This window comes from Gordonia sp. NPDC062954 (assembly GCF_044543825.1).
In the GTDB taxonomy this organism is placed as follows: domain Bacteria; phylum Actinomycetota; class Actinomycetes; order Mycobacteriales; family Mycobacteriaceae; genus Gordonia; species Gordonia tangerina.
Window position 1 is genome coordinate 65,467 of the sequence record NZ_JBITWL010000008.1, and the last position, 25,474, is coordinate 90,940.

Annotated in this window: 26 protein-coding genes and 1 tRNA gene; 14 read left to right on the plus strand and 13 right to left on the minus strand. The window is 67.0% G+C overall.

What is annotated here, in order from left to right:
* The first annotated feature begins 36 nt into the window (after positions 1 to 36).
* The 4 genes from ACIGKQ_RS10350 to ACIGKQ_RS10365 are packed head-to-tail and all read left to right on the plus strand — an operon-like array spanning position 37 to position 4,887.
* On the plus strand, positions 37 to 867 hold the full coding sequence (locus ACIGKQ_RS10350; protein WP_235723340.1) for an aldo/keto reductase: 831 nt from the start codon (positions 37 to 39) through the stop codon (positions 865 to 867).
* 47 nt (positions 868 to 914) lie between these two features.
* Positions 915 to 2,930 (plus strand): MDR family MFS transporter, encoded by a 2,016-nt coding sequence (locus ACIGKQ_RS10355; protein ID WP_235723341.1) that lies wholly within the window; start codon positions 915 to 917, stop codon positions 2,928 to 2,930.
* A 35-nt stretch (positions 2,931 to 2,965) separates the two neighbouring features.
* Complete coding sequence (locus ACIGKQ_RS10360; protein ID WP_235723342.1) at positions 2,966 to 3,469, plus strand: GtrA family protein; 504 nt, start codon at positions 2,966 to 2,968, stop codon at positions 3,467 to 3,469.
* Between the two features lie 2 nt (positions 3,470 to 3,471).
* Positions 3,472 to 4,887, plus strand: coding sequence for an NAD(P)/FAD-dependent oxidoreductase (locus ACIGKQ_RS10365; RefSeq protein WP_235723343.1), 1,416 nt, complete (start codon positions 3,472 to 3,474; stop codon positions 4,885 to 4,887).
* Between the two features lie 6 nt (positions 4,888 to 4,893).
* Here the strand turns inward: ACIGKQ_RS10365 and ACIGKQ_RS10370 are convergent, their stop codons facing one another.
* Both ACIGKQ_RS10370 and ACIGKQ_RS10375 read right to left on the minus strand, forming a co-directional pair.
* Positions 4,894 to 5,772, minus strand: a complete 879-nt coding sequence (locus ACIGKQ_RS10370; protein WP_235723344.1) for a TIGR03619 family F420-dependent LLM class oxidoreductase — start codon at positions 5,770 to 5,772, stop codon at positions 4,894 to 4,896.
* A 118-nt stretch (positions 5,773 to 5,890) separates the two neighbouring features.
* Positions 5,891 to 6,373 carry a helix-turn-helix domain-containing protein gene (locus tag ACIGKQ_RS10375; protein ID WP_235723345.1) on the minus strand — a complete coding sequence of 161 codons (483 nt, stop codon included), beginning with the start codon at positions 6,371 to 6,373 and terminating at the stop codon, positions 5,891 to 5,893.
* 53 nt (positions 6,374 to 6,426) lie between these two features.
* Between ACIGKQ_RS10375 and ACIGKQ_RS10380 the strand changes: the two genes are divergently transcribed.
* Both ACIGKQ_RS10380 and ACIGKQ_RS10385 read left to right on the plus strand, forming a co-directional pair.
* Positions 6,427 to 7,245 (plus strand): acyl-CoA thioesterase II, encoded by an 819-nt coding sequence (locus ACIGKQ_RS10380; protein WP_235723346.1) that lies wholly within the window; start codon positions 6,427 to 6,429, stop codon positions 7,243 to 7,245.
* Positions 7,242 to 8,651, plus strand: a complete 1,410-nt coding sequence (locus tag ACIGKQ_RS10385) for an MFS transporter (protein WP_235723347.1) — start codon at positions 7,242 to 7,244, stop codon at positions 8,649 to 8,651. The genes ACIGKQ_RS10380 and ACIGKQ_RS10385 overlap by 4 nt, the downstream gene beginning before the upstream one ends.
* 116 nt (positions 8,652 to 8,767) lie before the next feature.
* On the opposite strand, the gene ACIGKQ_RS10390 is transcribed toward ACIGKQ_RS10385, so the two are convergent.
* The 4 genes from ACIGKQ_RS10390 to ACIGKQ_RS10405 are packed head-to-tail and all read right to left on the minus strand — an operon-like array spanning position 8,768 to position 11,945.
* Positions 8,768 to 9,664, minus strand: coding sequence for a glycosyltransferase (locus ACIGKQ_RS10390; RefSeq protein ID WP_235723348.1), 897 nt, complete (start codon positions 9,662 to 9,664; stop codon positions 8,768 to 8,770).
* Positions 9,664 to 10,485, minus strand: a complete 822-nt coding sequence (locus ACIGKQ_RS10395; RefSeq protein ID WP_235723349.1) for an ABC transporter ATP-binding protein — start codon at positions 10,483 to 10,485, stop codon at positions 9,664 to 9,666. Before ACIGKQ_RS10395 ends, ACIGKQ_RS10390 begins: the two co-directional genes overlap by 1 nt.
* A gap of 14 nt (positions 10,486 to 10,499) precedes the next feature.
* Positions 10,500 to 11,360 (minus strand): ABC transporter permease, encoded by an 861-nt coding sequence (locus ACIGKQ_RS10400; protein WP_235723350.1) that lies wholly within the window; start codon positions 11,358 to 11,360, stop codon positions 10,500 to 10,502.
* A 24-nt stretch (positions 11,361 to 11,384) separates the two neighbouring features.
* A complete protein-coding gene (locus ACIGKQ_RS10405; RefSeq protein ID WP_235723351.1) occupies positions 11,385 to 11,945 on the minus strand; it encodes a bacterial proteasome activator family protein in 561 nt (186 codons plus the stop codon).
* A 63-nt stretch (positions 11,946 to 12,008) separates the two neighbouring features.
* Here ACIGKQ_RS10405 and ACIGKQ_RS10410 point away from each other — a divergent pair, with 63 nt between their 5' ends.
* Positions 12,009 to 13,205, plus strand: coding sequence for a cysteine desulfurase-like protein (locus tag ACIGKQ_RS10410; RefSeq protein WP_235723352.1), 1,197 nt, complete (start codon positions 12,009 to 12,011; stop codon positions 13,203 to 13,205).
* A 110-nt stretch (positions 13,206 to 13,315) separates the two neighbouring features.
* Positions 13,316 to 13,789: a MarR family winged helix-turn-helix transcriptional regulator gene (locus tag ACIGKQ_RS10415; RefSeq protein WP_235723353.1), complete on the plus strand. Its 474-nt coding sequence runs from the start codon at positions 13,316 to 13,318 to the stop codon at positions 13,787 to 13,789.
* Positions 13,790 to 13,792: 3 nt separating this feature from the next.
* Here the strand turns inward: ACIGKQ_RS10415 and ACIGKQ_RS10420 are convergent, their stop codons facing one another.
* Positions 13,793 to 14,758 carry an NAD(P)H-quinone oxidoreductase gene (locus tag ACIGKQ_RS10420; protein WP_235723354.1) on the minus strand — a complete coding sequence of 322 codons (966 nt, stop codon included), beginning with the start codon at positions 14,756 to 14,758 and terminating at the stop codon, positions 13,793 to 13,795.
* A gap of 78 nt (positions 14,759 to 14,836) precedes the next feature.
* Between ACIGKQ_RS10420 and ACIGKQ_RS10425 the strand changes: the two genes are divergently transcribed.
* A tRNA-Ser gene (locus ACIGKQ_RS10425) sits at positions 14,837 to 14,921 on the plus strand.
* Positions 14,922 to 15,025: 104 nt separating this feature from the next.
* On the opposite strand, the gene ACIGKQ_RS10430 is transcribed toward ACIGKQ_RS10425, so the two are convergent.
* Positions 15,026 to 15,418, minus strand: a complete 393-nt coding sequence (locus ACIGKQ_RS10430; protein WP_235723355.1) for a hypothetical protein — start codon at positions 15,416 to 15,418, stop codon at positions 15,026 to 15,028.
* Between the two features lie 57 nt (positions 15,419 to 15,475).
* On the opposite strand from ACIGKQ_RS10430, the gene ACIGKQ_RS10435 reads away from it, so the two are divergent.
* Positions 15,476 to 16,723, plus strand: a complete 1,248-nt coding sequence (locus ACIGKQ_RS10435) for a multidrug effflux MFS transporter (RefSeq protein WP_235723356.1) — start codon at positions 15,476 to 15,478, stop codon at positions 16,721 to 16,723.
* A gap of 30 nt (positions 16,724 to 16,753) precedes the next feature.
* Here the strand turns inward: ACIGKQ_RS10435 and ACIGKQ_RS10440 are convergent, their stop codons facing one another.
* Positions 16,754 to 17,395, minus strand: coding sequence for a DUF5701 family protein (locus ACIGKQ_RS10440; protein WP_235723357.1), 642 nt, complete (start codon positions 17,393 to 17,395; stop codon positions 16,754 to 16,756).
* Positions 17,396 to 17,489: 94 nt separating this feature from the next.
* Positions 17,490 to 18,305, minus strand: a complete 816-nt coding sequence (locus ACIGKQ_RS10445) for a class I SAM-dependent methyltransferase (protein ID WP_235723358.1) — start codon at positions 18,303 to 18,305, stop codon at positions 17,490 to 17,492.
* 196 nt (positions 18,306 to 18,501) lie between these two features.
* On the opposite strand from ACIGKQ_RS10445, the gene ACIGKQ_RS10450 reads away from it, so the two are divergent.
* Positions 18,502 to 19,176, plus strand: a complete 675-nt coding sequence (locus tag ACIGKQ_RS10450; RefSeq protein WP_235723359.1) for a helix-turn-helix domain-containing protein — start codon at positions 18,502 to 18,504, stop codon at positions 19,174 to 19,176.
* A gap of 13 nt (positions 19,177 to 19,189) precedes the next feature.
* On the opposite strand, the gene ACIGKQ_RS10455 is transcribed toward ACIGKQ_RS10450, so the two are convergent.
* Positions 19,190 to 20,206 carry a magnesium transporter CorA family protein gene (locus tag ACIGKQ_RS10455; RefSeq protein WP_235723360.1) on the minus strand — a complete coding sequence of 339 codons (1,017 nt, stop codon included), beginning with the start codon at positions 20,204 to 20,206 and terminating at the stop codon, positions 19,190 to 19,192.
* Between the two features lie 43 nt (positions 20,207 to 20,249).
* Between ACIGKQ_RS10455 and ACIGKQ_RS10460 the strand changes: the two genes are divergently transcribed.
* Complete coding sequence (locus ACIGKQ_RS10460) at positions 20,250 to 21,371, plus strand: acyltransferase (protein ID WP_235723361.1); 1,122 nt, start codon at positions 20,250 to 20,252, stop codon at positions 21,369 to 21,371.
* Between the two features lie 51 nt (positions 21,372 to 21,422).
* Entirely contained in the window at positions 21,423 to 22,664 is a 1,242-nt protein-coding gene (locus ACIGKQ_RS10465; RefSeq protein ID WP_235723362.1) for a hypothetical protein, read from the plus strand.
* Here ACIGKQ_RS10465 and ACIGKQ_RS10470 read toward each other — a convergent pair.
* Positions 22,649 to 23,149, minus strand: coding sequence for a thioesterase family protein (locus ACIGKQ_RS10470; protein ID WP_235723363.1), 501 nt, complete (start codon positions 23,147 to 23,149; stop codon positions 22,649 to 22,651). The genes ACIGKQ_RS10465 and ACIGKQ_RS10470 overlap by 16 nt on opposite strands.
* Positions 23,150 to 23,371: 222 nt before the next feature.
* Here ACIGKQ_RS10470 and ACIGKQ_RS10475 point away from each other — a divergent pair, with 222 nt between their 5' ends.
* Positions 23,372 to 24,352 (plus strand): alpha/beta hydrolase family protein, encoded by a 981-nt coding sequence (locus ACIGKQ_RS10475; RefSeq protein WP_235723364.1) that lies wholly within the window; start codon positions 23,372 to 23,374, stop codon positions 24,350 to 24,352.
* Positions 24,353 to 24,376: 24 nt separating this feature from the next.
* Here the strand turns inward: ACIGKQ_RS10475 and hisC are convergent, their stop codons facing one another.
* Entirely contained in the window at positions 24,377 to 25,447 is a 1,071-nt protein-coding gene (gene hisC / locus ACIGKQ_RS10480; protein ID WP_235723365.1) for a histidinol-phosphate transaminase, read from the minus strand.
* Between the last annotated feature and the right edge of the window lie 27 nt (positions 25,448 to 25,474).

Sequence of the window (25,474 nt, forward strand, 5' to 3'; positions counted from 1 at the left end):
CACGCCCAGATGTCGGGTTGGACCTATTCTGAGGTCGTGGACATTCCGTCAGTGGAGCTGAACAACGGATATTCGATCCCGATGGTGGGTCTGGGCACCTTCGACATGCTCGGCCGCCCGGGTGTCGGCGCGGTGGCCGGAGCGCTGCGGGCCGGTTATCGGATGGTCGACACGGCGACCCGTTACAGCAATGAACGCAGCGTGGGTCTGGGGCTGCGGGAGTCGGGCGTGCCGCGCGACGAGGTGGTGGTGCAGACGAAACTCGGCGGTGGTGACCAGGGCTTCGACGAGGCCATCAATGCCGCCAAGGACAGCGCCAGACGACTCGGCGTCGACCACATCGACGTGTACCTGATCCACTGGCCGTGTCCCAGTCTGGGCCGCACCGTCGACTCGTGGAAGGCGCTGCTGACGTTGGCCGACGAAGGGTTCATCCGCACGGCCGGGGTGTCGAACTTCAAACAGCATCACCTGCAGATGCTCTATGACGAGACGGGTCGCTGGCCGGCTCTCAACCAGATCCAGTGTTCGCCGGCGCTGGCCCGGACGGGCCTGCGGGAGTTCATGACCGAGAAGGGCATCCACGCCCAGGCCTGGCATCCGACCGGCCGCAAGGAGGGCATGCTCGGTGAAGCGGCGGTGATCCGATTGGCCCGAAAGTACGGGAAGTCGCCCACTCAGATCGCCTTGCGGTGGGCGGTGCAGCACGGAGTCAGCGTGGTGCCCAAGTCGTCTCACCTGGGTCGGCAGCGTGAGAACGCCGACGTCTTCGACTTCCACTTCGACGCCGAGGACCTGGCCGCCTTGGCCGCGCTCGACCGGGGGGAGAAAGCGGCCCGCGACTCCGACGTCGAAGAGGAGTTCTGAGGGTCGATTCCCAGCGAAACCTCTTCCCCCGGACGTAGGGTCAGCCCATGACGGATGGCCGTGCCCCCACTGCCGACACGCCCGCCGACACGCTGGACCAGCGCAAGATCTGGTCGATCTTCGCCGGCCTCATGCTGGCGATGCTTCTGGCCGCCCTCGATCAGACGATCGTCGCGACAGCGCTGCCCACGATCGTCAACGACCTCGGCGGCGCCGACCACCTGACCTGGGTGGTCACCGCGTACATGCTGGCGACCACCGCCACCACACCGTTGTGGGGAAAGCTCGGCGACCTGTACGGCCGTCGCAATTTGTTCCTTGCGTGTGTGGTGATCTTCCTGGTCGGTTCGGGACTGTGCGGCACCGCGTCGTCGATGGCCACCCTCATCGGCTATCGCGCGCTGCAGGGTATCGGCGCCGGCGGGCTGATGGTGTTGTCGCAGGCGATCATCGGCGACGTCGTGCCGCCACGCGAACGCGGACGCTACCAGGGCATCTTCGGTGCGGTGTTCGGCTTCGCCAGCGTGGTGGGGCCACTGCTCGGCGGCTTCTTCGTCGACAACCTCAGCTGGCGGTGGGTGTTCTACATCAACCTGCCCATCGGGATCGTTGCACTGGCCGTGGTGATCGCAGTGCTGCCGAAAACCGTCGCGCAGACCAAGCCGTCGATCGACTATCTCGGCATCCTGTTGCTGATGACAGCGGCCACCGGAATCGTGTTGGTCACCAGCTTCGGCGCTCTGTGGGGCTGGACCTCTGGGCGGGTGTTGGCGCTGGCCGCGCTGTCGGTGCTGGCAGCGGTCGCGTTCCTGTTCCAGGAGCGGCGCGCCCCGGAGCCGGTGATGCCCGTTCGGCTGCTGACCGACCGGGTCTTCGTCATCGCCTCCTCGGTGGGTTTCGTCGTCGGGTTCGCGATGTTCGGTGCCATCACGTTCCTGCCGCTGTTCCTGCAGTCCGTGCAGGGGGCCAGCGCGACGTCGTCCGGGCTGCGGATGATCCCGATGATGGTGGGTCTGTTGCTCACCTCGATCGGCAGCGGGCAGCTCATCAGCCGCACCGGCCGCTACAAGTTTTATCCGATCGCCGGGACCGCGATCTTCACCGTCGCGCTGTACCTGCTGTCCACCATGGACGAAACCACCTCGAGCACTCTGACCAGCGTGTACCTGTTCATCCTGGGTCTCGGACTGGGCCTGGTGATGCAGGTTCTGGTGCTGGCGGTGCAGAACTCGGTCGAGTATCGCGACCTCGGTGCCGGCACCAGCGGTGCGACGTTCTTCCGGACGATCGGCGCCTCGGTCGGTGTCGCGGCGTTCGGTGCCGTCTTCAACACCCGCCTCGACGATCGGCTGTCCGACGGCGCGCCACCCGGGGCAGTGGGACCGTGTTCGGCGCCGGTGTTGGAAGCGTCCACGACGACCCTGCCGTCGTGCCCACCCGACGTGCAGGTGTGGTTCCTCGGAGGTTTCACCGACGCTTTCCAGATGGTCTTCCTGGTGGCCGTGCCGATCGGGTTCGTCGCCTTCGCGCTGAGCTGGCTGCTGCCCGAGGTGCCGTTGCGTACGGTCACCAAGACCCCCGACACCGGGGAGAGTTTCGGCATGCCATCGGCACGTACCTCGCTGGAGGAGTTGCGGCTCAAGGTGTGGGAGACGCTGGCGCGCGACGACCGGTTGCGGGCCTGGGAACTGGTGGTGGCCGGCGCTGACAGCTCGCTATCGCGGGGTGAGGCGTGGATGGTCAGCAGGGTGGCCGAGGAGACGTCGCGGGAGATCGGGGCGATGGTGGCCGCGTCGGACACGCCGCGCCCGGTGGTCGTCTCGACTGCGGAGTCGTTGGCCGCGCGGGGGATGGTGACCATCGACCACGGCTTGGTCACCATCACCGCCGAGGGGCAGGCCGAGGCCGAACGTCTCCTCGACGCCCAACGCAGCCGCCTGCGCCAGTTCGTCGCCGACTACCCGGGTAGCGACGAGGCCGACGTCGACGAATTGCTCGACGAGATCGCTCGCCGTCTGCACACCGAGACACCGCCGAAGGGTCTGGTCACCACCGAGGGGTAGCGGCGACCGGCGTCGTCTGGACTAGGGTTTGGTTCGTGTCCCGACCCGAGTCCGACGCGGCCGATCATCAGCCGCACCATGAGGATTTCACGTCCCCGCACCCCATCACGCCGCTCGAACTGCCGCTCAACGATGCCGAGTTGTCGACCAATGCGGACCTGAAGACCCAGATTGTCCGATTCACCGTCACCGGCGCAGGGTCCGGCGTTCTCGACTTCGGGCTCACGCTGCTCCTGCAGTACGTGTTCGGGGCGCCGTTCGCGATTGCCAAGTCACTCGGCTTCATCCTCGGGACCACCACCGCCTACCTGTTCAACCGGCGCTGGACGTTCCAGGCAGAGCCGAGCGCCTTGCGGTTCGTGGCTGTGGCGCTGCTCTATGGGGTGACCTTCTTCGTCAACGTCGGCCTCTACACCTGGCTGTCACATCTGTGGCCGGAGACGGTGCTCTACAGCTTCATCGCCTACGTCATCGCGCAGGGCACCGCGACCGTCATCAATTTCGTGGTCCAGCGCCTCGTCATCTTTCGGATTCGCTGACGGTGAGCACCGCGGTCGTCGTCGGGAGCGGGCCCAACGGTCTGACTGCGGCCGTGATGCTCGCACGCGCCGGAGTGGCGGTCCGGGTGGTGGAGGCGGCCGACCGCATCGGTGGCGGCGCACGCACCGAGGCGCTGCTGCGGCCCGACGTGCTCCACGACACCTGCTCGGCGGTGCATCCGCTCGGTGCGGGTTCGCCGGCGTTCACCGCGCTGCGGCTCGATGAGTTCGGACTGCGGTGGCGCCTCCCGGAGCTCGACTGTGCCCATCCGCTCGACGACGGCCGCACGGCCGTGCTGGCGCGATCGGTCCACGACACGGCGGCCGGACTGGGCGTCGACGCGGAGACCTGGCGGGACATGATCGGTGGTCTCGCCGACGATTTCGACGACATCGCCGACGACGTGCTGGGCCCGCTCATCGGCGTGCCGAGCCATCCGATCCGGCTGGCCGGATTCGGTCTGCGTGCGCTGTACCCCGCCACCGCGCTGGCGCGGGTGTTTCGCGACGACGCCACCCGCGCCTTGTTTGCCGGTGTCGCCGCACACGCGTTCACCCGCCTCGACCGGCCGGGGTCGTCGGCGGCGGGGCTGATGCTGCTCGCGGCGGGTCATCGACACGGGTGGCCGGTGGCGCAGGGCGGGTCGGAGGCCATCATTGGCGCCCTGGCCGCTGCACTCATCGACGCGAACGGCACCATCACCACCGGCGTGCGGGTCACCTCGATCGACGAGGTGGAACCCGCCGACGTCGTCGTGCTCGATGTGATGCCCGGCGCGGCCGCCGAGATCCTCGGTGACCGAGTGCCGCAGCGACGTTCGCGACGGCTCGCGCGGTATCCGCATGGACCGGCTGCGTTCAAGGTGGACTATCTGATCGACGGTGGGGTCGGCTGGTCTGATCCCGACTGCGCGCGCGCCGGCACGGTGCACCTCGGTGGTGACATCGGCCAGATCGCAGACGCCGAGGCCGACGCGGTCGCCGGCCGGATGCCGTCGCGGCCGTTCACCCTGGTGGCCCAGCAGTGGGTGGCCGATCCCACACGCGCGGCCGGCAACGCCAAGCCGTTGTGGGCGTATGCGCATGTGCCGCACGGCTACACCGGTGATGCGACCGAGGCGGTCACCGCACAGATCGAACGGTTCGCGCCGGGCTTTCGGAACCGCATCATCGACTCGGTGAGCAGTTCACCGGCACAACTACAGCACCGCAATCCCAATCTCGTCGGCGGCGACATCGGCGGCGGCCGCAACGATCTGCGTCATCTACTGGCCCGGCCCCGTCTGTCTGCGGACCCGTACGCAACCGGAGCGCCGGGTGTCTTCCTGTGCTCGTCGGCGACACCGCCCGGCGGCGGGGTGCACGGCATGTGTGGCTACCGTGCCGCACAGTCCGCGTTGCGGTACCTCAGTCGCTGACCTGCGTCACCCGTTGACTTTGGCGATGATGTTGTCTGCGTACCAGTTCAGATGATCGACCTTCTTCTGCAGGGGTTCGGTATCGGGGCCCTTGATGTAGGGCAGCCGGAAGCCGACGATCACATCGGTGATGCCCTTGTCCGCCAGTCTTTTACATCCGTCGACGGAGTACGCATCGGTGGAGATCACGTGGATCTCGAAGGGCTCGTTGGTCTTTCCCTCTGCCTTGCGGATATCTGCGATCTTGTCCAGCAGCGCATCGAGTTCCTCGCCCGGGCCACCGCCATGCATCCACCCGTCCCCGCGGATCACCGCACGGCGCAACGCGAGGTCGGCGTGACCACCGACGAGTAGCGGGATGGGTTCGGTGGGTGCCGGGGTCATCTTGATCTTGGGGATGTCGTAGAACTCGCCGTGGAACTCGAAGTACTCGCCGGTGGTCAGGCCGCGGATGATGTCCATACACTCATCCATCCGCTTGCCGCGGCGAGCGAAGTCGACGCCCATGAAGTCGTAGTCCTCGGGCCACGGACTGGTTCCGACGCCCAGGGCGAACCGGTTGCCCGTCAGGTAGGCGACCGAACTGGCCTGCTTGGCGACCAAGGCCGGCGGACGCACCGGCAACTTCACCACGAACGGGGTGAAGCGGATGGTCTCGGTGACCGCGCCGAGTGCGGCGGCCTGGATGAAGGTTTCGATGAAGGCCTTGCCGTCGAGGAATTCCCGGTCGCCGTCAGCGGTGTAGGGGTAGGTGGCGTCCGATTCGGCCGGGTAGGCCAGCGAGTCCGGGATGGTGAAACCGGAGTAACCGGCCTTTTCGGCGGCCTGCGCGAGCGGTGCGTAGTAACTCGGGTCGGTCATGGCCTCGGCAAAGGTGAAGCGCATCGTGCTCCTCGGGACGGTTGACTCTTCCCCCAGAGTAGAACACGTTCTAGTTTGGCTTGGGAAGGGTTCGGCCCGTCGGCGGCGTTGCGGGCCACCCCGATCGGGTCCGACGGTTCAGTTACTGACTCCGGGCGACCGGACGCGGGCTGTACTCGTCGGCGCCGGGTCCCGGCAGGACTCGCAGGTCGGACCGCGTCACCTGTTCGCCGCACGCCGAGCACACCGGTTCCACGGTCATCGTGTGACCGCAGGCGCGATGCTCGGTGACGATCGGCGGCTCGGAGTCGATCGCCCACCTGTCACCCCATTGCCGTAGCGCGGCCAGCACCGTCCACAGGTCGCGGCCTTTCTCGGTGAGGCGATAGTCGTAGCGCACCGGCTTTTCCTGGTAGGGCTCCCTGGCCATCACGCCGTGCTCGACGAGCGTGTCGAGTCGCTGGGTCAGCACATTGCGGGCGATGCCGAGTCGGGTGGAGAAGTCGTCGAAGCGTGTCACGCCGAACAGGGCGTCGCGGACGATCAGCAGCGTCCACCATTCACCGACGATCTCCAGCGTCTGGGCGACGGAACAGTTCATGTCGGTGAAGCTGGCTCGGCGCATGAGTTCACCGTAGTGGGTTGCGTGACGCAACTCAACCTGCTTTGCTGAGTTTCGTGAAACAACTCAGCAGGTACGCGCTTGCCGACGAATTCTCGGCACGTCTTCTCGATGACGGACGGTGGGTGGCCGACGTCGACCGGTCGTGGTGGGGCTGGTCCGGCCCGCACGGCGGTGTGATCGCCGCGTTGGCGGTGCATGTGGCGGCCGAGTCGGTCCCGGAGGCCGACGTGCGGGCCGTCGACCTCCGCTTCTCCGGTCGGCCCGGCGACGGGGAGTTGCGGCTGACCTCGACGGTCACCTCGGCCGGACGTAGCACCCGGATGGTGGAGGTCGCCATCACCCAGCAGGGGGTGATGGTTGCGGCGGCATCGGTGACAATGGGGCACCTGCGCCCGCCTGCCCCCACCGACATCGCCAACATCTCGACCGACGTCCTGCCCATGCCGGACGACTGCGCGCAGTTCTCGATCCCACCGGAGATCGTTCCGATGGGCCACCACCTGGACCTGCGGCCCACCGATGGTCCGCTGCCGCTGACCGGGGCCGCCGAACCCTGGATGCGTGCATGGATCTCCACGGTGCGGCCGATGACGGTGGACGCCGCCTATCTGGCGCTTCTCGCCGACTGCCTGCCGCCAGCGGTGTTCCCGACGCTCACCGCGCCGGTGGCGGTGCCGACCGTCGCGTTCTCGATGCATCTGGCCGCACCGCCGGATCACCCGGGTCCGGCACCCGTCCTGGTGTGCACCCGCAACACGTCGACGTCGGGCGGATGGTCGGTCGACGACACCACCCTGCGCGACGAGCGAGGCCGGTTGCTGGCCTCGGCCCGGCAGAGTCGACGTGTCCTCGGATGGGAGGCACGACGATGAGCGTCATCGGGACGATTCCGGAGCGGATGTCCTCGTCGCGCCCGGCCACGCCGGGCCTGGTGCTGGCCATCCTGTCGATCGCGGCCTTCATGGCGAGCCTCGACGTCTTCATCGTCAACGTCGCCTTCGACGACATCGGCCGCGAGTTCGGTGGCACCGGGTTGTCGGAGTTGTCGTGGGTGCTCAACGCCTACACGATTTTGTACGCGGCGCTGCTGGTGCCGGCCGGGCGGATCGTCGACCGATACGGCCGCAAGGGTGGATTCCTGCTGGGATTAGCGGTGTTCACCGCCGCGAGCGCGGCATGTGCTGCTGCACAGGGTATCTGGTGGCTCGTCGCGTTCCGGTGCCTGCAGGCGGTCGGCGCGGCGATTCTCACCCCGGCGAGTCTGGGATTGGTCGTCTCGACGATGCCGATCGAGGTGCGGGCGAGGTCGGTGCGGATCTGGGCGGCAACCGGGGCGTTGGCCGCGGCGTTGGGGCCGGCCGTCGGCGGATTGCTGGTCGCGGCGTCGTGGCGATGGGTGTTCCTCGTCAACCTCCCGGTGGGAGTCGCTGCGCTGATCGCCGGTGCTGTGTTATTGACCCGCTCCCACGACGATGCCGCGACGAGATTGCCGGATCTGCGGGGTGCGGCGCTGCTGGCCGTGTCGATTGGCGCACTCACCCTCGGGTTGGTGGAGGGTCCTGAGTGGGGCTGGACCGATGGGCGGATTGTCGGCGCGTGGGTCGTGGCCGCGGCGGCTCTCGCGGGCTTCGTGGTCAGTTCGATGCATTACCCCGAGCCGGTGATCGCGCCGAACCTGCTGCGGGTGAGGGCCTTTGCGTTCGCCAACGTCACCGCGGTGCTGTTCGCGATTCCGTTCGCCGGTGCGCTACTCGCGAACATCCTCTGGCTGCAACAGGTCTGGGGATACTCGGCCATCGCCACCGGATTCGCGGTGTCCACCGGCCCACTCATGGTGCCGATCTTCGCCGCGGTTGCCCACCGGCTGAGCGCACGTATCCCGGTGGGCCGGATCGTGTCGGCCGGCTGCGTGCTGTTCGGTCTCGGCGGGGTCATCATCGCGCTGTCGGTCGACGCCACACCAAATTACGCGACCGAGATCCTGCCCGGCTGGCTGATCGGCGGCATCGGGGTCGGGCTGGCGCTGCCGTCCATTCTGTCGTCGGCGACTGCAGACCTACCTGTGCACCAATCCGCCACGGGCAGTGCAGTGGTCAACATGAGCCGGCAGATCGGGATGGCGTTGGGGGTCAGCATCCTGGTGGCCGTGGTGGGTAGTCCGGTCGGATACGGTGCCGCCCACGATGTGTTCACCGAGGCGTGGTGGGTACTCGGCGGTGTGGCGCTGCTGGGAGGTGTTGCCGCGCTGGGGATGACGCCGCGGGCTCCCGCATCCTGACGGTTCCCGCGCCGCGTGGGTGGGGCTGGTTTCGATACGCCCTCCGCTGGCGCTCCGGACTACTCAATCAGGGGTGGGAGCGAGGCGCTAGCCGAGCGTCACGAAGGGTCCCTCCCTCACGGGCGCGTGAACCGCTCCCGACGACCCAGCCGACGCAAGCGCACCCACTCGGCGAAGCCCTGCGGGTCGCGTTGCTGCACAAGGAAATACCAGCCGAAGCGGGCGTACTCCTGCGGGATGAGTTTACGCAGGCCCGGCTGAGACATCAGGTAGCCGCGGTTGCGGTAGGTGAAGTACCGCTTCGTCGGATTGTCGGGGTACTGGGTGTGCATGCGGCCGCCGAGGATCGGGCGGAACTCGTCGGAACCATCCGGGTGCAGATACCCGGCGGTGAGGCAGGTGCCGAATGCGAGACCCGAGCGCTGCAGCCGACGATGGATCTCCACCTCGTCACCGCGGAAGAACAACCGGAGATCCGGCACCCCGACCTCTTCGATCGCCTGTGCCGAGAACAACGCGCCGTTGAACAACGACGCGATGCCCGGCAGAAAGTCCGACGCATCGTCTTCGAACAGCTCGGACCGCTTCCGACGCCAGACCACCCCGCGACGCAGCGGAAACGCGAGGGTGTCCGGGTCGTCGATGTTGGCGACCACCGGCGACACCTCGTCGAGCTGGTAGCGCGCCGCGCAGTCGAGCAGCGTGCTCAGTACCGCCGGGCCGTCGGGGCGGCCGTCGTCGTCGGCGCACCAGATCCAGTCCGCGCCCAGCGCGAGTGCATGCAACATGCCGAGCGCGAAGCCGCCCGCGCCACCCAGGTTGCGCTGCGATCCGAGGTAGGTGGTCGCGATGGGTTGGCGGGCGACGAGGTCGGCGACTTCGGGTTCGTCGGCATTGTCCACCACGATGAGGTGATCGACGGGACGGTCCTGGCCGGCGATCACCGCCAGCGAACCTTCCAGTAGCTCCACCCGCCGGTGGGTGACCACCACCGCGATCACCTGGTCGGGCATCAGTTGCGTGCCTCGCCCTCGAAGTTCTCGACGGTGTCGAGCACCTTGCGGACGTGCGCGGCGGCCTTCGGCCCTTCGTAGGCGCCCACGACGGTCTCGATGTCGCCTTCCATCCTGATCTGCCCGTGATCGATCCACAGGGCCCGATCACACAGCTGGGCGAGGAACTCGTTGGAGTGACTGGCGAACACCAGAATGCCCGAGCGCTCGACCAGCGCCTGCAGCCGCGAACGTGCCTTGCGCATGAAGTCGGCGTCGACCGCACCGATGCCCTCGTCGAGGATCAGGATCTCCGGGTCGATGCTGGTCACCACGCCCAGCGCGATCCGCACCCGCATGCCGGTGGAGTAGGTGCGCAGCGGCATCTGCAGGTAGTCGCCGAGTTCGGTGAACTCGGCGATGTCGTCGATCTTGGTCAACATCTGCTTGCGGGTCATGCCGAGGAACATGCCGCGGATGATGATGTTCTCGTAGCCGGAGATCTCCGGGTCCATGCCGACCCCGAGATCAAATACCGGCGCCACCCGGCCACGCACCTGACAGGCTCCGCGGGTGGGTTCGTAGATGCCCGACAGCAGGCGCAACAATGTCGACTTGCCGGCGCCGTTGTGGCCGACGAGGCCGATCCGATCGCCGTGCTCGAGATGCAGGTTGATGTTCTTGAGCGCCTCGACCACCACCACGTTGGATGACGTGGACCCGATGACGCCGCCGGCCGCGCCCATCACCGACTTCTTCAGCGAGCGTGTCTTGGCGTCGAAGATGGGGAAGTCGACGCACGCATCCCAGGTGTCGACGCGCACCTTGCTCTCAGATCCCATGTGTTCGGCCCGTCCTAAACCCAGTACGCCACGCGGGCTCGATAGTTACGCATCACCAACATCGCCAGCACCCAGCCGACGACGGTACAACCGATGACGATCGCCCAGTGGTAGAACTGCACCGACTCGCCGAGCAGCGGCCCGCGGGTGATCTCCAGGTAGTGGAACATCGGGTTGAGCTCGACGATCTTCAGGCGCGACGACTCCTCCCCGGTGGCGCTGGTGAGGCTCTGGGTGCTCCAGATGATCGGGGTCATGAAGAACACCAGTTGCACGACGGTGGTCAGCAGCTGTCCGATGTCGCGGAATCGGGTGGACAGGATGCCGAAGACGATGGACACCCAGATCGCGTTGAGCACGAACAATCCGATTGCCGGTATGACCAGCAGAACGGTCCAGTTCAGCGGCGGGGGAAAGATGGCGAAGATGATCGCGATGATCACGATGTTGTGCGCGAAGATGATCAACTGCCGCCACACGACCCGGTAGACGTGCACACTCACCGGTGCCGGCAACTGCTTGATCAAACCCTCATTGGCGGAAAACACCGCCGATCCCTCGAGGATCGAACTCTGGATGAAGTTCCAGAAGATGAAGCCGAGCGCCACGTACGGCAGGAAGACCGTGATGTCCATCCCGAACAGCTCGCCGTAGAGCAATCCCATCGCCACCGCGGTGACGCCGGTCGCGACGGTGATCCACAGCGGACCCAGGACCGAGCGGCGATAACGCTGCTTGATGTCCTGCCAGCCCAGATGCAGCCACAACTCGGATGTGCGCAATCCCTGGGACAGATCCCGGACGGCACGGCGCATGGTGCGCGAGTCCGACACCAGAGGTGCTGCGGGGATCTCGTCGCTGACTACGGATGACACGGGGACACAGCTTACAAGCGGCTGCTAGAGGTACTGCCCGGTGCTGGGTCCGGCGGGGCCGTTACCGGTCATCATCCCGGGTGGCAGTTGACCCTGCCTCATCTGTTCGAGCTGCGCCCGCGCAGCCATCTGCTGGGCGAACAACGCGGTCTGGATGCCGTGGAACAGACCCTCGAGCCACCCCACCAGCTGGGCCTGGGCGATGCGCAACTCCGCGTCGGACGGCGTGGCGTTCTCGGTGAACGGGAGGGTGAGTCGCTCGAGTTCCTCACGCAGTTCGGGGGCCAGCCCCTCCTCGAGTTCGCGGATCGATGACTCGTGGATCTCGCGCAGCCGGTTGCGGCTCGCCTCGTCGAGGGGAGCCGCCCGCACCTCTTCGAGCAATTGCTTGATCATGGTGCCGATCCGCATCACCTTCGCGGGTTGCTCCACCATGTCGGCGACGTTCTGGGTTTCCTCGTCCGGCTCACCCTGCGAGCCCGACGGTGTCTGGCCACCGACGACGATGATGTTGTCGTCGTCGCCGGGGTTGCCGGTGCGCGGGTCGCCGCCCGGGAACGGTGCAGAGTTCGGTCCAGAAGGCATGGGGTCCATTGTGCCGAAGGCCACCCGGGGTCTGCGCCGACACCCCATGTCTATGGTGTGAACATGGCCTTCGACGTCGCCCATGTGCGTGGATTGTTTCCCTCGCTCGGCGACGGCTGGATCCACCTCGATCCGCAGGCCGGGATGCTGATCCCCGACTCGGTCGCCACCGCCGTGTCGACCGGTTTCCGGCAGTTGTCGGCCGCGCCGGGTGCGGAATACCCCGGTGCTCGCGCCGCAGCCGACACCGTCGAACGGGCGCGACGCGCGGTCGCCGACCTGGTGGCGGGCGACCCGGGTGGCGTGGTCCTGGGACCCTCGCGGTCGGCGTTGGTCGCCGGGCTCACCGAGGCGATGCCGATGTCCACGTGGTTCGGCGCCAACGTCGTGGTCAGTCGTCAGGACGACGAACCGAACATCGTGCCGTGGATTCGGGTCGCCGACACCCACGGCGCCCAGATCCGCTGGGCCGAGATCGACGTGGAGACCGGTGGGCTGCCGACCTGGCAGTATCGCGAGCTGATCGATCAACGCACCGCCGTCGTCGCGGTCACCCTCGCGTCGTCGACGATGGGCGCCATCACCGACGTCAGCGCGATCGCCGCCCTGGCCCGCCAGGTCGGTGCGAAGCTCGTGGTCGACGCGACCAGCGCCGCCCCCTACCTGCCTCTCGACATCGCCGAACTGGGCGCCGATGTGCTGTTGGTGTCTGCCGAGCGGTGGGGCGGCCCACGGGTCGCGGCGATGGTGTTTCGCGATCCGTCGGCGATCGGGCCCATGCGGACGCTCGCGATGAATCCGCGTGCCGAGGGTCCGGCGCGTCTGGAACCCGAGTCGCTGCAGGGCGGGTTGCTGGCCGGGCTGACCGCCTCGGTCGAACATCTCGCCGCGCTCGACGACGCGGCCGGCGGGACACGGCGCCAGCGGCTGGTCACCGCCTTGGGGGGAGTGTCGGCCTACATGCAGCGGCTGACGGTCTATCTGATGACCACCGTGCAGCACCTCAACCAGGTCAATCTGATCGGCACCGTCGACGACCGGGTCCCCGCGGTGAGCTTCACGTTCGACGGGGTGGCTGCGGAGAAGGTGGTGCGCCGGTTGGCCGACAACGGAATCTGCGCGCTGGCCGATGTGCCCAGCCGGGCCCTGGTCCGGATGGGCGCCGACGATTTCGGTGGCGCGGTGACCGTGGGGCTCGGCCCGTACTCGACGCCGTATGAGGTCGATCACCTCGTGCGGGCACTCGGGTCACTCGGTTGATCGACACAGTGGGTCAAATGTTCGAAAAAGTCCATCCGCGATTAGCGGTGCGCCATCGCGGCCATTAGGTTTACGACAATGAAGGTTGTCATTCGGCCGACGGAGAGGTGATGGGCGCCAGTCGCGAAGAGCCCTACCGGGAGCTCAGTCCCGCCCAACGCGAGATCTGGAGGACCTTTGTCAGTGGCGGCTGGGGGCTGCTGGCCGAGATCAACACCGCGATGTCGGCGTCGGGGTTCACTCAGGTCGATCTCCGGGTTCTCGAAGGTCTGCAGAATTCGGAGGAACGCGGCATCAGTGAGCTCGCCGCGGTGGTGCACATGTCGGTCAGCACGGTGTCCCGGCAGATCACCCGGCTCGTGGACGAAGGATTGGCCGAACGCACCGAATCGGAGACCGATGGACGACACCGGCTCGTGCGCATCACCGACCGGGGTCGTGAGGTGCTGGCGCGGCATGCCGCGGTGCGTGACGACGCGATCGCGCGGCTGGTGGTTGATCCGCTGACCGCCGAGGAGTTCCAGATGCTCGGTGAGGTGTTCGCCAAGATCGGAGCGAACCTTCCGGCCAAGCGCAACTTCTGACAGTCAGTCGATGGTCAGCAGCACCTTGCCGATCGCGTCGCCGCTGTCGAGGCGGGCGTGCGCGGCGTCGGCGTCGGCGAGCGGGAACGTGGCGTCGACAATCGGCACCACCTCGCCGGATTCGAGCAGCGGCCACGTGATCCGTCGCGTCGTCACCACCACGTCGGCCTTCGAGTTGACACCGCTCACCGGTCGTGACCGCAGCGTGGTGCCGATGACCGACGCCCGCTTGGTCATCAGCGCCGCAATGGACAGCTCCGCCTTGGTGCCGCCCTGCATACCGATGATGACCAGCCGTCCGCCGGTGTTGAGTGCCTTCACGTTCTTCTCGAGGTACTTGGCGCCCATGATGTCGAGGATCACGTCGGCGCCGCCACTACCTCGAACGATCTCGACGAAGTCGTCGTCGGCGTAGTTGATGGGGATGTCGGCGCCCAACTCGCGGCACCGGTCCAGCTTCTGCGCGGTGCGTGCGGTGACCGCCACCCGCGCGCCGATCGCGTGTGCGACCTGGATGGCGTGGGTGCCGATCCCCGACGACCCGCCGTGGATCAGCAGCAGCTCCCCGGACGCCAGATGTCCGGCGTCGAAGACGTTGGACGCCACCGTGCACGCCACCTCGGGAAGCGCGGCGGCGTGTACCAGGTCGACCGATGCGGGCTTGGGCAGCACTTGCACCGCCGGCACCGCAACCTTCTCGGCGTAACCGCCGCCGGCCAGCAGCGCGCACACCTCGTCGCCGACCTGCCAGCCCGATACATGCTCTCCCACCGCGGCGATGCGGCCGGACACTTCGAGGCCGAGGGTGTCCACGGCACCGGGCGGCGGCGGATACAGGCCCTTGCGCTGCAGTAGATCCGCTCGGTTGACACCCGCGGCCACGACATCGATGACGACCTCGTCGGGGCCGGCTTCGGGATCGGGAACGGTGACGACGGACAGCTGATCGGTTCCGGCTATTGCACGCACCCTGCCGACACTAGTCACACGTCGTCGTCGCGGGCCGATGTGCTCGCGACCTGCGGTCTCCAGTAGCCTCGTGCGCAGGGAAGCGTGGCAGAGCGGCCGAATGCACTCGCCTTGAAAGCGAGCGTGGGTAAAACCACCGGGGGTTCAAATCCCTCCGCTTCCGCGGTGAGCCCGTCACCAGTCACCGCAGGTGGTGGGCTGTTTTCATGCCTGATCATTCGCGTGAATAAGTGTGACGCGCTAGATAGCGGGCCGGGTAGGCAGTTTTCAGCGGACCTTTTTCAAGACGACGTCGCCGGTCGGGATGCCGCCGTAGTTGAAGGTGGTCCCGTGATAACCGTATGCGGTCTTCGTGAATTCGATTCGGCCGAACCACATGGCGACCGGATCCTTCGACAGCGTGAGGATTCCACCATTCTTCGTCGGCACGATGGTAGCTCTGTTGATGTCAGACGGTCCGACACCGGAGATGTCGGAGTAGAACTGGTCGCCGACGATCCGGACGTTGGACACGGGCGTGGGGATGAGTCCCCACGTGAACGCCTGGTACTTGTACTGCCCCGGCTCGATCTTCGCTTCCGCGTGACCTGCTCCGATATTGATCCCCATGACCGCGGCTCCGCCGATCAGGGCCCCCGCGATGATCCGTTTGATGTTCACAATCAGGGGACGGTAGCGCGGGTGCGTCGGTGGTCAACAGCCCGATCATTCGCGTGAATGAGCATGCGCGGTACCGTCGCCCGGGTGAACTCCACCCGCGACGGCCTCGGTCCGCGACTGCTGCTGGCGCTGGCGCTGCTGTCGGCGACGGCGCCGATCGCCACCGACCTCTACCTGCCGTCGTTCCTCGAGGTGCAGGAATCGCTGCGCACCGACGCCACACACGTGCAACTGACCTTGACCGCGTTTCTGATCGGTGTGGCGGTCGGGCAGGTGCTGTGGGGTCCGGTGTCGGATCGTTTCGGTCGTCGTAATCCACTGCTCATTGGGTCCGCGGTGGCGGTGCTGGCCGGGGTCGTGGTGGTGATCTCACCCAACATCGAGATTTTGATCGCGTCGCGCTTCTTGCAGGCGGTCGCAGCGGCAGCGGGCATGGTGATCGCCCGCGCCATCATCGCCGACCTGCTCGTCGGGTTCGCCGGCGCCCGCTCGATGACGCTGATGATGACGATCCAGAGCCTCGCGCCGGTGCTCGCACCGGTGATCGGTGGTGTGCTGGCCGGACACGTCTCGTGGCGTGGCGTACTCGGCGTCATCCTGGCGGCAACGGTGCTGCAACTGCTGATGGCGCTCACCTCGGTGCCAGAGACGCTGCCGGCTGCCGACCGTGCCTCGCGTCTGGGCTACCGCGACCTCGTGGGCAGGTTCGGCAAGCCGGCGTTCCTCGCCTACGTCTTCACCCAGGCGTTCGCGTTCGGGTCGCTGATGTCCTACATCTCGAGCTCGTCGTTCGTTTATCAGCGGGTGCTCGGCACGTCGTCGTTCGTCTACGGATTGTGTTTCGCCGTGAACGCACTCGGGATGACGGCCGCCGGGCTGGTGGCGGCGAGGCTGTCGCGGCGGCACGTGCATCCGGCGCATGTCATCCGGGTCGCGGTGCCCGTGCTGCTGGTCGCGTCGGTGTGCGTGCTGGTGGCCGCGCTGTCGTCGGCGCCGGTGCTGCTGGTGGTACCGCTGTTCGTCGCCGTCACCGCGGTCGGGTTCGTGATGGGCAACAGTGCTGCGTTGGCCATGGAGCACACCCGTGATGCAGCCGGCGCCGGCAGTGCTGTGTTGGGCGGGGTGATGTTCTTGGTCGGCGGCGGCGTCTCGCCGTTGGGCGGGCTGGCCGGCGACGACACCGCGGTGCCGATGGCGTGCGTGATGGTGTGCTCGGCCGTGGTGGCACTCATCTGCTTCGGCTTGGCCCGCCGCAGTGCGGCCCGCAACCCGGAAGGGGAGGCGGCGTTCGCCACGCGCGCCTGATGGCTGCCAGCCGCAAGGGCCGACGGAAGCTCAGAGAGCGCGTCGCTGCGCGGCCGAGGCGAATCCGAGCCAGGTGTGCCGGTTGCCGGCCCAGCACCAGCCGACCTTGGGGGCGCCCTTGCGCTCCCGGCCGTCGCGGCCCGTTCCGCCGGAGATCCAGATCGCCGGAGTGCGGGAGTCCAGGCGGCCGTTGGGCTTGCGCAACCGCGAGCCGATGGTCATGAAGCAGTGGTTCGGTTCGAGCCGATCGGGTTGCTGCAGCAACCACGCGATGCCTTCGGAGACGGTCAACGGCGTGCGCCCGGCGCCGGTGATCGCCGGCAGCGCCTCATCGGGACTCCAGTTGGCCATCTCGTCGCCCCGGTCGAGGCCGCTGATCAGGTAGAACGGGGTGTCCGGGAGGTCGACACCCGGGATCGGACCGAACTGGTCGAGGTCGGTCATGTCGACGACGACGAAGCCCGGCTTGTCTGCGCGGTTCACCAGCGGGGCGAGCGCCGACGGGGTCACGAGAGCGGGTCCCGGTACCAGCAACGCGTCGTCCACCTCGACACCGGCCACGGCATCGTGGATGGCCGAATCCGGCAGCCCGGCGAGTTGGCCGAGCCCGAGTTCGACGAGGCGGCGCGCCTGGGTGGTCAGATCCGGGAGCGCGAGCGCGGCGGCATGCATCCCGCCGAGGGTACCCCTGAGCCGAGCGCCAACCGTGATCGAACGCGACCGAAGCCCGCCGTCGGTGGCGACGGGCCTCGGCTCGAGATGTTGCTCAGCCGGTGACTGTGGCGGTCACCTGCAGGTACTCCCATCGCATGACACCGTCGTTGAGATGGGAGTCGGCGAGACCGGCGATCGCGGCGTCCAGTTCGGCCGCGCGGTCGGTGTCGTCACCGACGGTGCGGTACGCCGCGATGGTGGGCCCGTACGACGCCTTGAAGAAGTCCCGGAATGCGGCGCCATCAGCGAAAGCGGTCACCTCGAGGGTGGCGGTGGTGGCGGTGAGATCGGTGACCCGTTCGCCGAACAGACCGGCCACATGCGTGGCATCGCCCCACAACACACCAGGCTTCGTCCCCGGCGGGGGAGGCGGTGCGTAGGGCTTCATCACCGTGAACAGCTCGCCGATGAAACCTGTTGGTGTCCAATTGATCAGCCCGATCCGACCCCCCGGCCGGGTGACCCGCGTGAGTTCGTCGGCGCACTCCTGGTGGTGCGGTGCGAACATGACGCCGACACACGACACCGCGACGTCGAAGGCGTCGTCGTCCAACGGAAGGTCCTCGGCATCTGCTGTGCGCCAGACGATTCCGAGATCAGGGAAGCGGCTCTCGCCGGTAGCCAGCAGCTCCGGGGTGAGGTCCGTGGCGACCACGGGGGCTCCGGTCCGCGCGGCCGGTACGGCCACATTGCCTGCGCCGGCAGCGATGTCGACCACCTTGTCGTCGGCGCCGATGCCGGTGGCAGTCACCAGCCGAGGCCCCAGGTCGGCGATGACGTCGGCTACTGCCGGGTAGTCGCCGGATGCCCACATCGCGCGATGGCGTTGCTTGATCGCGGTGTCGGTGGTGATGCTGTCGATTGTCATGAACTCGTCTCCTGGTGATGATCGTGATGTGGTGTGCTCGGCCAATGCGGCCGGGCGTGTGGTGCCCCATCACCATCGCGCGGTCCGGTCGGGGCATCTAGATCAAGATCTGAACCACCGCAGGTTCACAATCTGTACTAGTCAATCGGCGCACGCGGGTGTGTACTTGAACGCGGCGGATCAAAGGCGGTGTGCGATGACCTCGTATGGACAGTTCTGTCCGGTAGCGAAGGCGATGGAATTGCTCGACGAACGGTGGACGATCCTCGTCGTGCGTGAACTCCTGCTGGGCAGCAGGCATTTCAACGACCTACGACGCGGGGTGCCCAAGATGTCGCCGGCGTTGCTCACCAAACGGCTGCGCACGCTGGAACGTGCCGGGGTGATACGACGATCTGAGGTCGGCGGCCGGTCGACCTATGCACTCACCGAGAAGGGCCAGGAACTCCATGAGGTCGTCACTGCCCTGAGCGCGTGGGGTATTCGGTGGATCGGCGAACTCGGCGACGCCGACCTCGACCCACATCTACTGATGTGGGACATCCACCGGTCGATGCCGATCGAGCGGTGGCCGCGTCGCCGTGCGGTGCTCGAGTTCAGCTTCCGCGACGTCATCGGCAAGGCCGGCTCATGGTGGCTGGTGGTGAGCGACGGGGTCCCGCAGGTCTGCGACTTCGACCCGGGCTATGAGATAGACGGCACCGTGGTCACCGATCTCCGTACGCTGACCGAGGTGTGGCGCGGCGATATCGACTGGCGGACTGCGCTGTCCGACAACACGATCACCATCATGGCGCCGGCCGAGGTCCGTCGCGAGGTGCCCGCCTGGATCGGGCAGAGCGAGTCGGCGGCGATACCCCGCCCGGCCTGACGACGGTCGACGATCAGAGCCAGTCGCGTCGGCGGAAGGTGACGTACAGGGCGCACACGATCGCGACGATCAACACAGTGCTCGTGACGAATCCGAGGGTGCGCTCGAATCCGGGGAAGGGTACGTTCTGCCCATAGAAACCGGTGATCGCGGTGGGCACCGCGATGATCGCGGCCCATCCGGTCAGCTTCTTCATCACCGAGTTCAGTCGCGCGTCGGCCAGCGACAGGTTGGTCTCGAACACGGTGGTGATCATGTCCCGAACCGATTCGGTCCATTCGGCCGCACGCAGCGCATGATCGTAGAGGTCGGAGAAATGCGGGTCGAGCTCGGACGGGGCGTTGTTCTCGAAGCGGCGTCGCTGGATACTGCCGATAACCTCGCGCATCGGCAGGATGACCCGACGCAGCAGCACCAGATCCTTACGCAGATCGTAGGTATGGCGTTGCAGCGTGCGGGCCGCTACCTTCTCGTCGAACAGCGAACCCTCCAGCGACTCCACCGCGTCGTCGAGCCGCTGCACCGCATCGAAGTGCCCGTCGACGACCACATCGAGCAGCCCGTGCAGCAACGCGCCGATGCCGTACTGCTTGCCGCCCATCTCATCCCACCGCGACACCACCTCGTCGATGTCGAAGCCCTCCGATAATCGCACGGTGATCAACGTGTTGTCCTTGATGAACATCGAGATCCGATGCAACTCGAATTCGTCGGCCCGCTCCGTCGGGTGCGCCATGTCGGGCGATGTGCCCTCCGCCGAGGTGATGGTGACCGCGTAGACCATCAGAAACGTGTGGTGCTCGTAGGCGACGGTCTTCACTCGTTCGGCCTTGGCGGTGGTGTCCTCGATCGCGAACGGGTCGAGGTCGAGTTCGTCGGCCAGTGCGGCCATCGTCTCGTGGCTCGGGCACTCGAGGTCGGCCCAGATCAGTTCGTCGGCGTGTCCGATGTGATCGGAGATGGCGCTGAGTTCGAATCCGTCGACCTTCTCGCCGCCGCGCCAGATCTGGCCGCGCACATGTTCTCCCATGCCCATATCCTGCCATCGGTACCGCAGATGGCAGGATCGCTGCATGGCTGCGCGGATTCCGTCTCTCACCGGTATCCGCACCATCGCCGCACTCGCGGTGTGCCTGACCCACGCGGCATTCTGGACCGGGCATTACACCGACGATTTCGCCGGGCGTCTGCTGTCGCGATTCGAGATCGGTGTCGCGTTGTTCTTCGTCCTTTCCGGCTATCTGCTGTTCTCGCCGTGGGTCGATGCGCTCGCAGGTCGGCGCGGCCAGCCGTCGGTGGGCCGCTACTTCTGGCATCGGGCGCGACGCATTCTGCCGGCCTATTGGCTGACGGTTTTGGCGGTGTACGCGTTGTTCCTGGTGTACACACCGCCGGATGCCGCGCCCACCGGCACCGGCTGGTCGGGGTTCGCCCGCAACATGACCCTGACGCAGGTGTACGGCCTTGGCCACCTGCATTCGGGCCTGACCCAGATGTGGAGTCTGGCCGCCGAAGTGGTGTTCTATCTGGTGCTGCCCGTCATCGCCGGAGGTCTGACGCTGATCTGCCGGCACCGCTGGCGGCCGGATCTGCTGATCGTGGGACTGGTGGCGTTGATGTCGGTCTCGCCGATCTGGTCGGTGGTCGTCGCCGGCAGCACCGATCTCAGCCCGACCGCGCGGTTGTGGGCGCCGGCCTTCTTCGGGTGGTTCGTCGCGGGAATGCTGCTGGCGGTGGTCGGCCGCCTCGTCTCGCGCTGGGACCCGACGATCTCGGTGGCGGTGGCTGTCGGGCCGTTCTTGCTGAGCGGCACCGCGATCGCGGGTGAGCCGACCATCACCCCGACCACCGCGTCGGCGACGATCGTCAAACACCTCCTGTACGTGGTCGTCGCGGTCGGCGTGATCGGACCGCTGACGATCCGGGGCGGTGACGGACGCGACTGGTGGGCGCGGCTGTGTGGCAGTCGACCGATGGTGTGGTTCGGCGAGATCTCCTATGAATTCTTCCTCGTTCACCTCGTCGTACTGGAGGTGGTCATGGACCTGATCGGATGGCGGGTGTTCTCCGGTTCCACCGCGGTAGCCTTCCTGCTGACGTCGGCGATCAGCGTGCCCGTGGCCTGGCTGTTGCGCCGCATCACCCGGCCGATCACGCACGCGCGCACGCCCGAGCCGCTCGTCGAGCGCGGGTAGGATCGGCGGGACAGGACGGCGGATCCGGGTGGGAATCGAGGATTGACTGGAATGGTCGACAACCGGCGTCCCGGCGTTCCTGCCGGGACCACGACAGATGACGAGTTGCGCACGTGGTGCGATCAATCGCGGGTACCGGGTGAACGCCCGGAGCTCACCGACACCGCAGCCACCCTGATCGCATCGGGCTTCCTCACCCCCGCCGGACGCGCCATCGTGGTGCGCCGGATCTCTACCGGCCTGCCGTTGCCGGTGCTACCCGGCGGCTTCGGCGATCTGCGGAGACTGCAGCGGGCCATCGCCCAGGCCGAACAACAGTTGGACAACCCGATGGTGCCCGGCGTCGTGGCCGCCGTGATGCGCAACCGCATCAATGGTCTGCATCGCAAACGAGACGACGCCCGCAAACACATCGTGACGGCCAAAGGTGTGTTCGCCGGTGGGACCCGCGCCATCCGGCGGGAGCGACGCGAGAACGTCTACCTCGAGATCGAGGAGCGGGAGCGGTTGTTCGCGGGATTGTTGTGCACTCCCACCCCCAACGTGCACACCTCGGGCTACATGCGCCGCGCCGGGACCGCTGCCTTCGACCGCTTGGCCGGTGTCGTCGGTCAGGTGGCGTCGAAGTCCGGATATCCGCAGGCCGGTGAGTGGGCAAGCCAGATCTTGGCCCCCGATCGCGAGGAACCGGCGCCGGCGGCGTCGGCGACCGCCGGTGCGGCGACGTTCGTCGACGGCTACGAGACGCTGCTGTTCGTGGCGGGGCACTTCTACGACCGGATCGTCGGCAACCCGGCCTGGCTGTCGGATCATTTCGAACTGCAGCGCACCCAGGTGAACCTGCACGCGGAACTCGCCGAGATCGCCGCGGACGTCATCGCGCTGCGTGCGGTGCGCATCGATCTGGACCGGGCCAAGCGCAACGGGGGTTTCGACCAGTCCTTCGCCGAACACATCGACCGGCGGGAGAAGACGCTGCGCCCGGTGTGGACCGAACTGATCGACCGGGTGCAGGCGCTCGGCGATGTCGCCGCAGTCGTCGAGTCCGCGGCCGTCGAACTGCGGGTGCTCGCGGAGTACAACCGGACCACCACCATCGATGACCGGATCGGCGAACTCATCGCTCGCTCCGGTGACCGGGAGATGTCGGTGGACAACACCAAACGACTCACCGAGCAGGTGCGCAGCGGTGAAGAGCAGCTCCGCATCTATCGGGATGTGTTGCAAGGCAACATCGCTCGGCTCTCACCGGGTGCCGCGCACGAACTGCCGGCGCGCTACGAGCCGTCCTGAGCCCGCATCCAGGATCGTAGGTATCCCTTCTCCGTGGGGCTCAGTCGGCGCAACGTGTGCGCCTCGGTGTCGACGACGGCCATCTGGGTGCTCGCCACGCACGCGGCCTTCGCCGTCTGGTCGTCGTCGGATGCCCGGATCTCGTAGCCGATGGTGAAGTCCACCGAACGATGGCCGGTGATCCACATGCCGACCTGCAATGGGGTGTCGTCGTGGCGCAGTTGGCGTTGATATCGGATCTCGACGTGCACGATCATCGCGCTCATGATCAGCGCGGCGACGTCGTCGTCGGACTCGGCGACACTCCTGGCCGCCATCAGCCATTCGATCCGTGCCTCTTCCATCAGCGTGACCATCCGGGCGTGATTGACGTGACCGAACGCGTCCATGTCCGACCAGCGCACCGGGACCCGCGCGACGAACGCGAAGCCGTCGGCATCGAGACCGGCGCCGGTCGCGGCGGCCGAATTGTGTGACTCGGGCATCAGCGGTCTCCTGGTTGGTGATCCCCCGGAGCCTGCGCCCGGGGAATCTGCCGGCGTGCGCCGGCGCGACCTGCAGCATAGTGTCGGGGTTCCGGAAGGCGCCTACCGATCAGTACTCTGGTCGCAGGACGCCGCGGTTCGATGGGGAGCGCCGCGATCCGTAATTTTCGGACGACCCGCACGACGAAGTCGCGGGCGGCACGTCGTGTTGTGAGGGATGACATGCGGAAGTCGTATCGGTGGCCGGCGGTGGTCGCCGCCGTACTCATCGGAGTGCTCGCTGCGCCCGGGGTGGCGCACGCGGACACCAAGGTCGCCGAGATCTCGAAGTCGTCGAAGCTGAGCCCGCTGCGGACCGACATCTGGGTGGACTCCCCATCCATGGGCGGCAAGGTCAAGGTCTCGGTACTCACGCCGCAGTATTCGTCGGGGCCGCGTTCGACCGTCTACCTGCTCGACGGGGCCGACGCCGGCGAGGACGTCAGCGATTGGATCACCAAGGGCAAGGCCGGCAAGTTCTTCGCCGACAAGAACGTCAATGTGGTGTTGCCGACCGGCGGCGCGGGCAGCTTTTACACCAACTGGGTGCAGCGTGACGCCGCCCTGGGCAAGCCGCAGTGGGAAACGTTTCTGACCAAGGAACTGCCCCCGCTGATCGACGACCGCTTCGACGGGACGGGCCGCAATGCGGTGGTCGGCCTCTCGATGGGCGGGCAGTCGGCGTTCACCCTGGCCATGCGCAACCCGAGCCTCTACAGCGGGATCGCCTCGCTGAGTGGCTGCCCGCCGGTGTCGGGGCCGGTGAACGAGAGCTACGTCCGCACCACCGTCGCCAAGAGTGGCGGTGACGCCACCAACATGTGGGGGCCGTTCGGCTCGGCGAACTGGGATGCGCACGATCCCAGCAAGCATCTCGACAAGCTCCGTGGCAAGGACATCTTCATCGCAGCGGGTTCCGGGGCGATCGGGCCCCGCGATCTCACCGCGCCCTACGATCCCGAAGATGGACCGCGTGAGGCGGTGACCGCCGCCGGATCGGCGCTCGAACTCGGCGCGTGGCGCTGCTCGTTGGAGTTCGCAGCGACGCTGCGCGCCAACAATGTGGCCTTCACCGACGGCTTCCGGCTGATCGGCACCCACAGCTGGATCTATTGGGAGCAGGATCTTGCGAAGGCCTGGCCCACCATCTCTCGCGGCCTCTGATCAAAAAACCAAGGTGCGGCGACCTCAGGATTTCGTCCGCGCCGCCCACTGCTCGGCGAAGCGCAGGAAGACGTCGTCCTCGGCCGGGTGGGTGACCGTGACCCGGACACCGTCGCCGGCGAACGGACGCACCACCACCCCTGCCTCGACGCAGGCCTGCGCGAACTCGATCGTGTCGTCGCCGAGGTTCAGCCACACGAAATTCGCCTGCGAATCGGGCACCCGATAGCCGAGATCGCGCAGTCGGCCACTCACCCGAGTGCGTTCGGCGACGACTGCGTCGGTGCGGGCCAGCAGTTCGTCCTTGGCGGCCAGCGAGGCCAGCGCAGCCTGCTGGGCGACGCTGTTGACCGAGAACGGGACGTGCGCCTTGCCGAGCGCGACGATCACCTCCGGGTCGGCGAGCGCATAGCCGACCCGCAACCCCGCCAGCCCATACGCCTTGGAGAACGTGCGTAACACCACCAGATTGCGGAACTCGCGCCGCAGTTCGAGGGCGTCATAAGCCTGCGACGGACCCAGCCGCAGGTATTCGAAGTACGCCTCGTCGAGCGCGACGATGATGTCCGACGGCACGGTACGCAGGAACTGACGCAAGGCGTCGGCCTCCACGACCGTTCCTGTGGGATTGTTCGGGTTGCACACGAAGATCAGCCGGGTGCGGTCGGTGATCGCGGCCGCCATCGCCGGCAGGTCGTAGGTGAGGTCCGACGTCAGCGGCACCTGCACGGGCGTCGCACCGGCGACCCGGGTCGCCAACGGATAGGTCTCGAAGGAGCGCCAGCCGAACACCACCTCGTCGCCGGGTCCACTGGTGACGGTGATCAGGTTCTGGCACAGGATCACCGACCCGCATCCGACTTGGACCTCGGACTCGGTGACACCGAGCTTCTTGGCCAGGGCTGCGGTGAGCTCCACCATGCCGTTGTCGGGGTAGCGGTTGACGGCGGCCGCTGCCGCCCCGATGGCCTCGCGCACGCTGGGCAGTGGGCCCTCGGTGACTTCGTTGCTCGCCAGCTTCACCGCGCCGGGGAACGTCTTGCCGGGCACGTAGACGGGCAGGTCGGCAAGGTCTTCTCGGATACGCAAAGCCACCCGTCAAATGTAGTTGTGTGGCCGTGG

Excerpts from the sequence above, each read along its gene's own strand:
- ACIGKQ_RS10355 (WP_235723341.1), top strand. The coding sequence starts at position 915 with ATGACGGATGGCCGTGCCCCCACTGCCGACACGCCCGCCGACACGCTG.
- ACIGKQ_RS10370 (WP_235723344.1), bottom strand. The coding sequence starts at position 5,772 with ATGCGCTTCACCTTTGCCGAGGCCATGACCGACCCGAGTTACTACGCA.
- ACIGKQ_RS10375 (WP_235723345.1), bottom strand. The coding sequence starts at position 6,373 with ATGCGCCGAGCCAGCTTCACCGACATGAACTGTTCCGTCGCCCAGACG.
- ACIGKQ_RS10385 (WP_235723347.1), top strand. The coding sequence starts at position 7,242 with ATGAGCGTCATCGGGACGATTCCGGAGCGGATGTCCTCGTCGCGCCCG.
- ACIGKQ_RS10390 (WP_235723348.1), bottom strand. The coding sequence starts at position 9,664 with ATGCCCGACCAGGTGATCGCGGTGGTGGTCACCCACCGGCGGGTGGAG.
- ACIGKQ_RS10395 (WP_235723349.1), bottom strand. The coding sequence starts at position 10,485 with ATGGGATCTGAGAGCAAGGTGCGCGTCGACACCTGGGATGCGTGCGTC.
- ACIGKQ_RS10405 (WP_235723351.1), bottom strand. The coding sequence starts at position 11,945 with ATGCCTTCTGGACCGAACTCTGCACCGTTCCCGGGCGGCGACCCGCGC.
- ACIGKQ_RS10410 (WP_235723352.1), top strand. The coding sequence starts at position 12,009 with ATGGCCTTCGACGTCGCCCATGTGCGTGGATTGTTTCCCTCGCTCGGC.
- ACIGKQ_RS10415 (WP_235723353.1), top strand. The coding sequence starts at position 13,316 with ATGGGCGCCAGTCGCGAAGAGCCCTACCGGGAGCTCAGTCCCGCCCAA.
- ACIGKQ_RS10435 (WP_235723356.1), top strand. The coding sequence starts at position 15,476 with ATGAGCATGCGCGGTACCGTCGCCCGGGTGAACTCCACCCGCGACGGC.
- ACIGKQ_RS10440 (WP_235723357.1), bottom strand. The coding sequence starts at position 17,395 with ATGCATGCCGCCGCGCTCGCGCTCCCGGATCTGACCACCCAGGCGCGC.
- ACIGKQ_RS10445 (WP_235723358.1), bottom strand. The coding sequence starts at position 18,305 with ATGACAATCGACAGCATCACCACCGACACCGCGATCAAGCAACGCCAT.
- ACIGKQ_RS10450 (WP_235723359.1), top strand. The coding sequence starts at position 18,502 with ATGACCTCGTATGGACAGTTCTGTCCGGTAGCGAAGGCGATGGAATTG.
- ACIGKQ_RS10455 (WP_235723360.1), bottom strand. The coding sequence starts at position 20,206 with ATGGGAGAACATGTGCGCGGCCAGATCTGGCGCGGCGGCGAGAAGGTC.
- ACIGKQ_RS10460 (WP_235723361.1), top strand. The coding sequence starts at position 20,250 with ATGGCTGCGCGGATTCCGTCTCTCACCGGTATCCGCACCATCGCCGCA.
- ACIGKQ_RS10465 (WP_235723362.1), top strand. The coding sequence starts at position 21,423 with ATGGTCGACAACCGGCGTCCCGGCGTTCCTGCCGGGACCACGACAGAT.
- ACIGKQ_RS10470 (WP_235723363.1), bottom strand. The coding sequence starts at position 23,149 with ATGCCCGAGTCACACAATTCGGCCGCCGCGACCGGCGCCGGTCTCGAT.
- ACIGKQ_RS10475 (WP_235723364.1), top strand. The coding sequence starts at position 23,372 with ATGCGGAAGTCGTATCGGTGGCCGGCGGTGGTCGCCGCCGTACTCATC.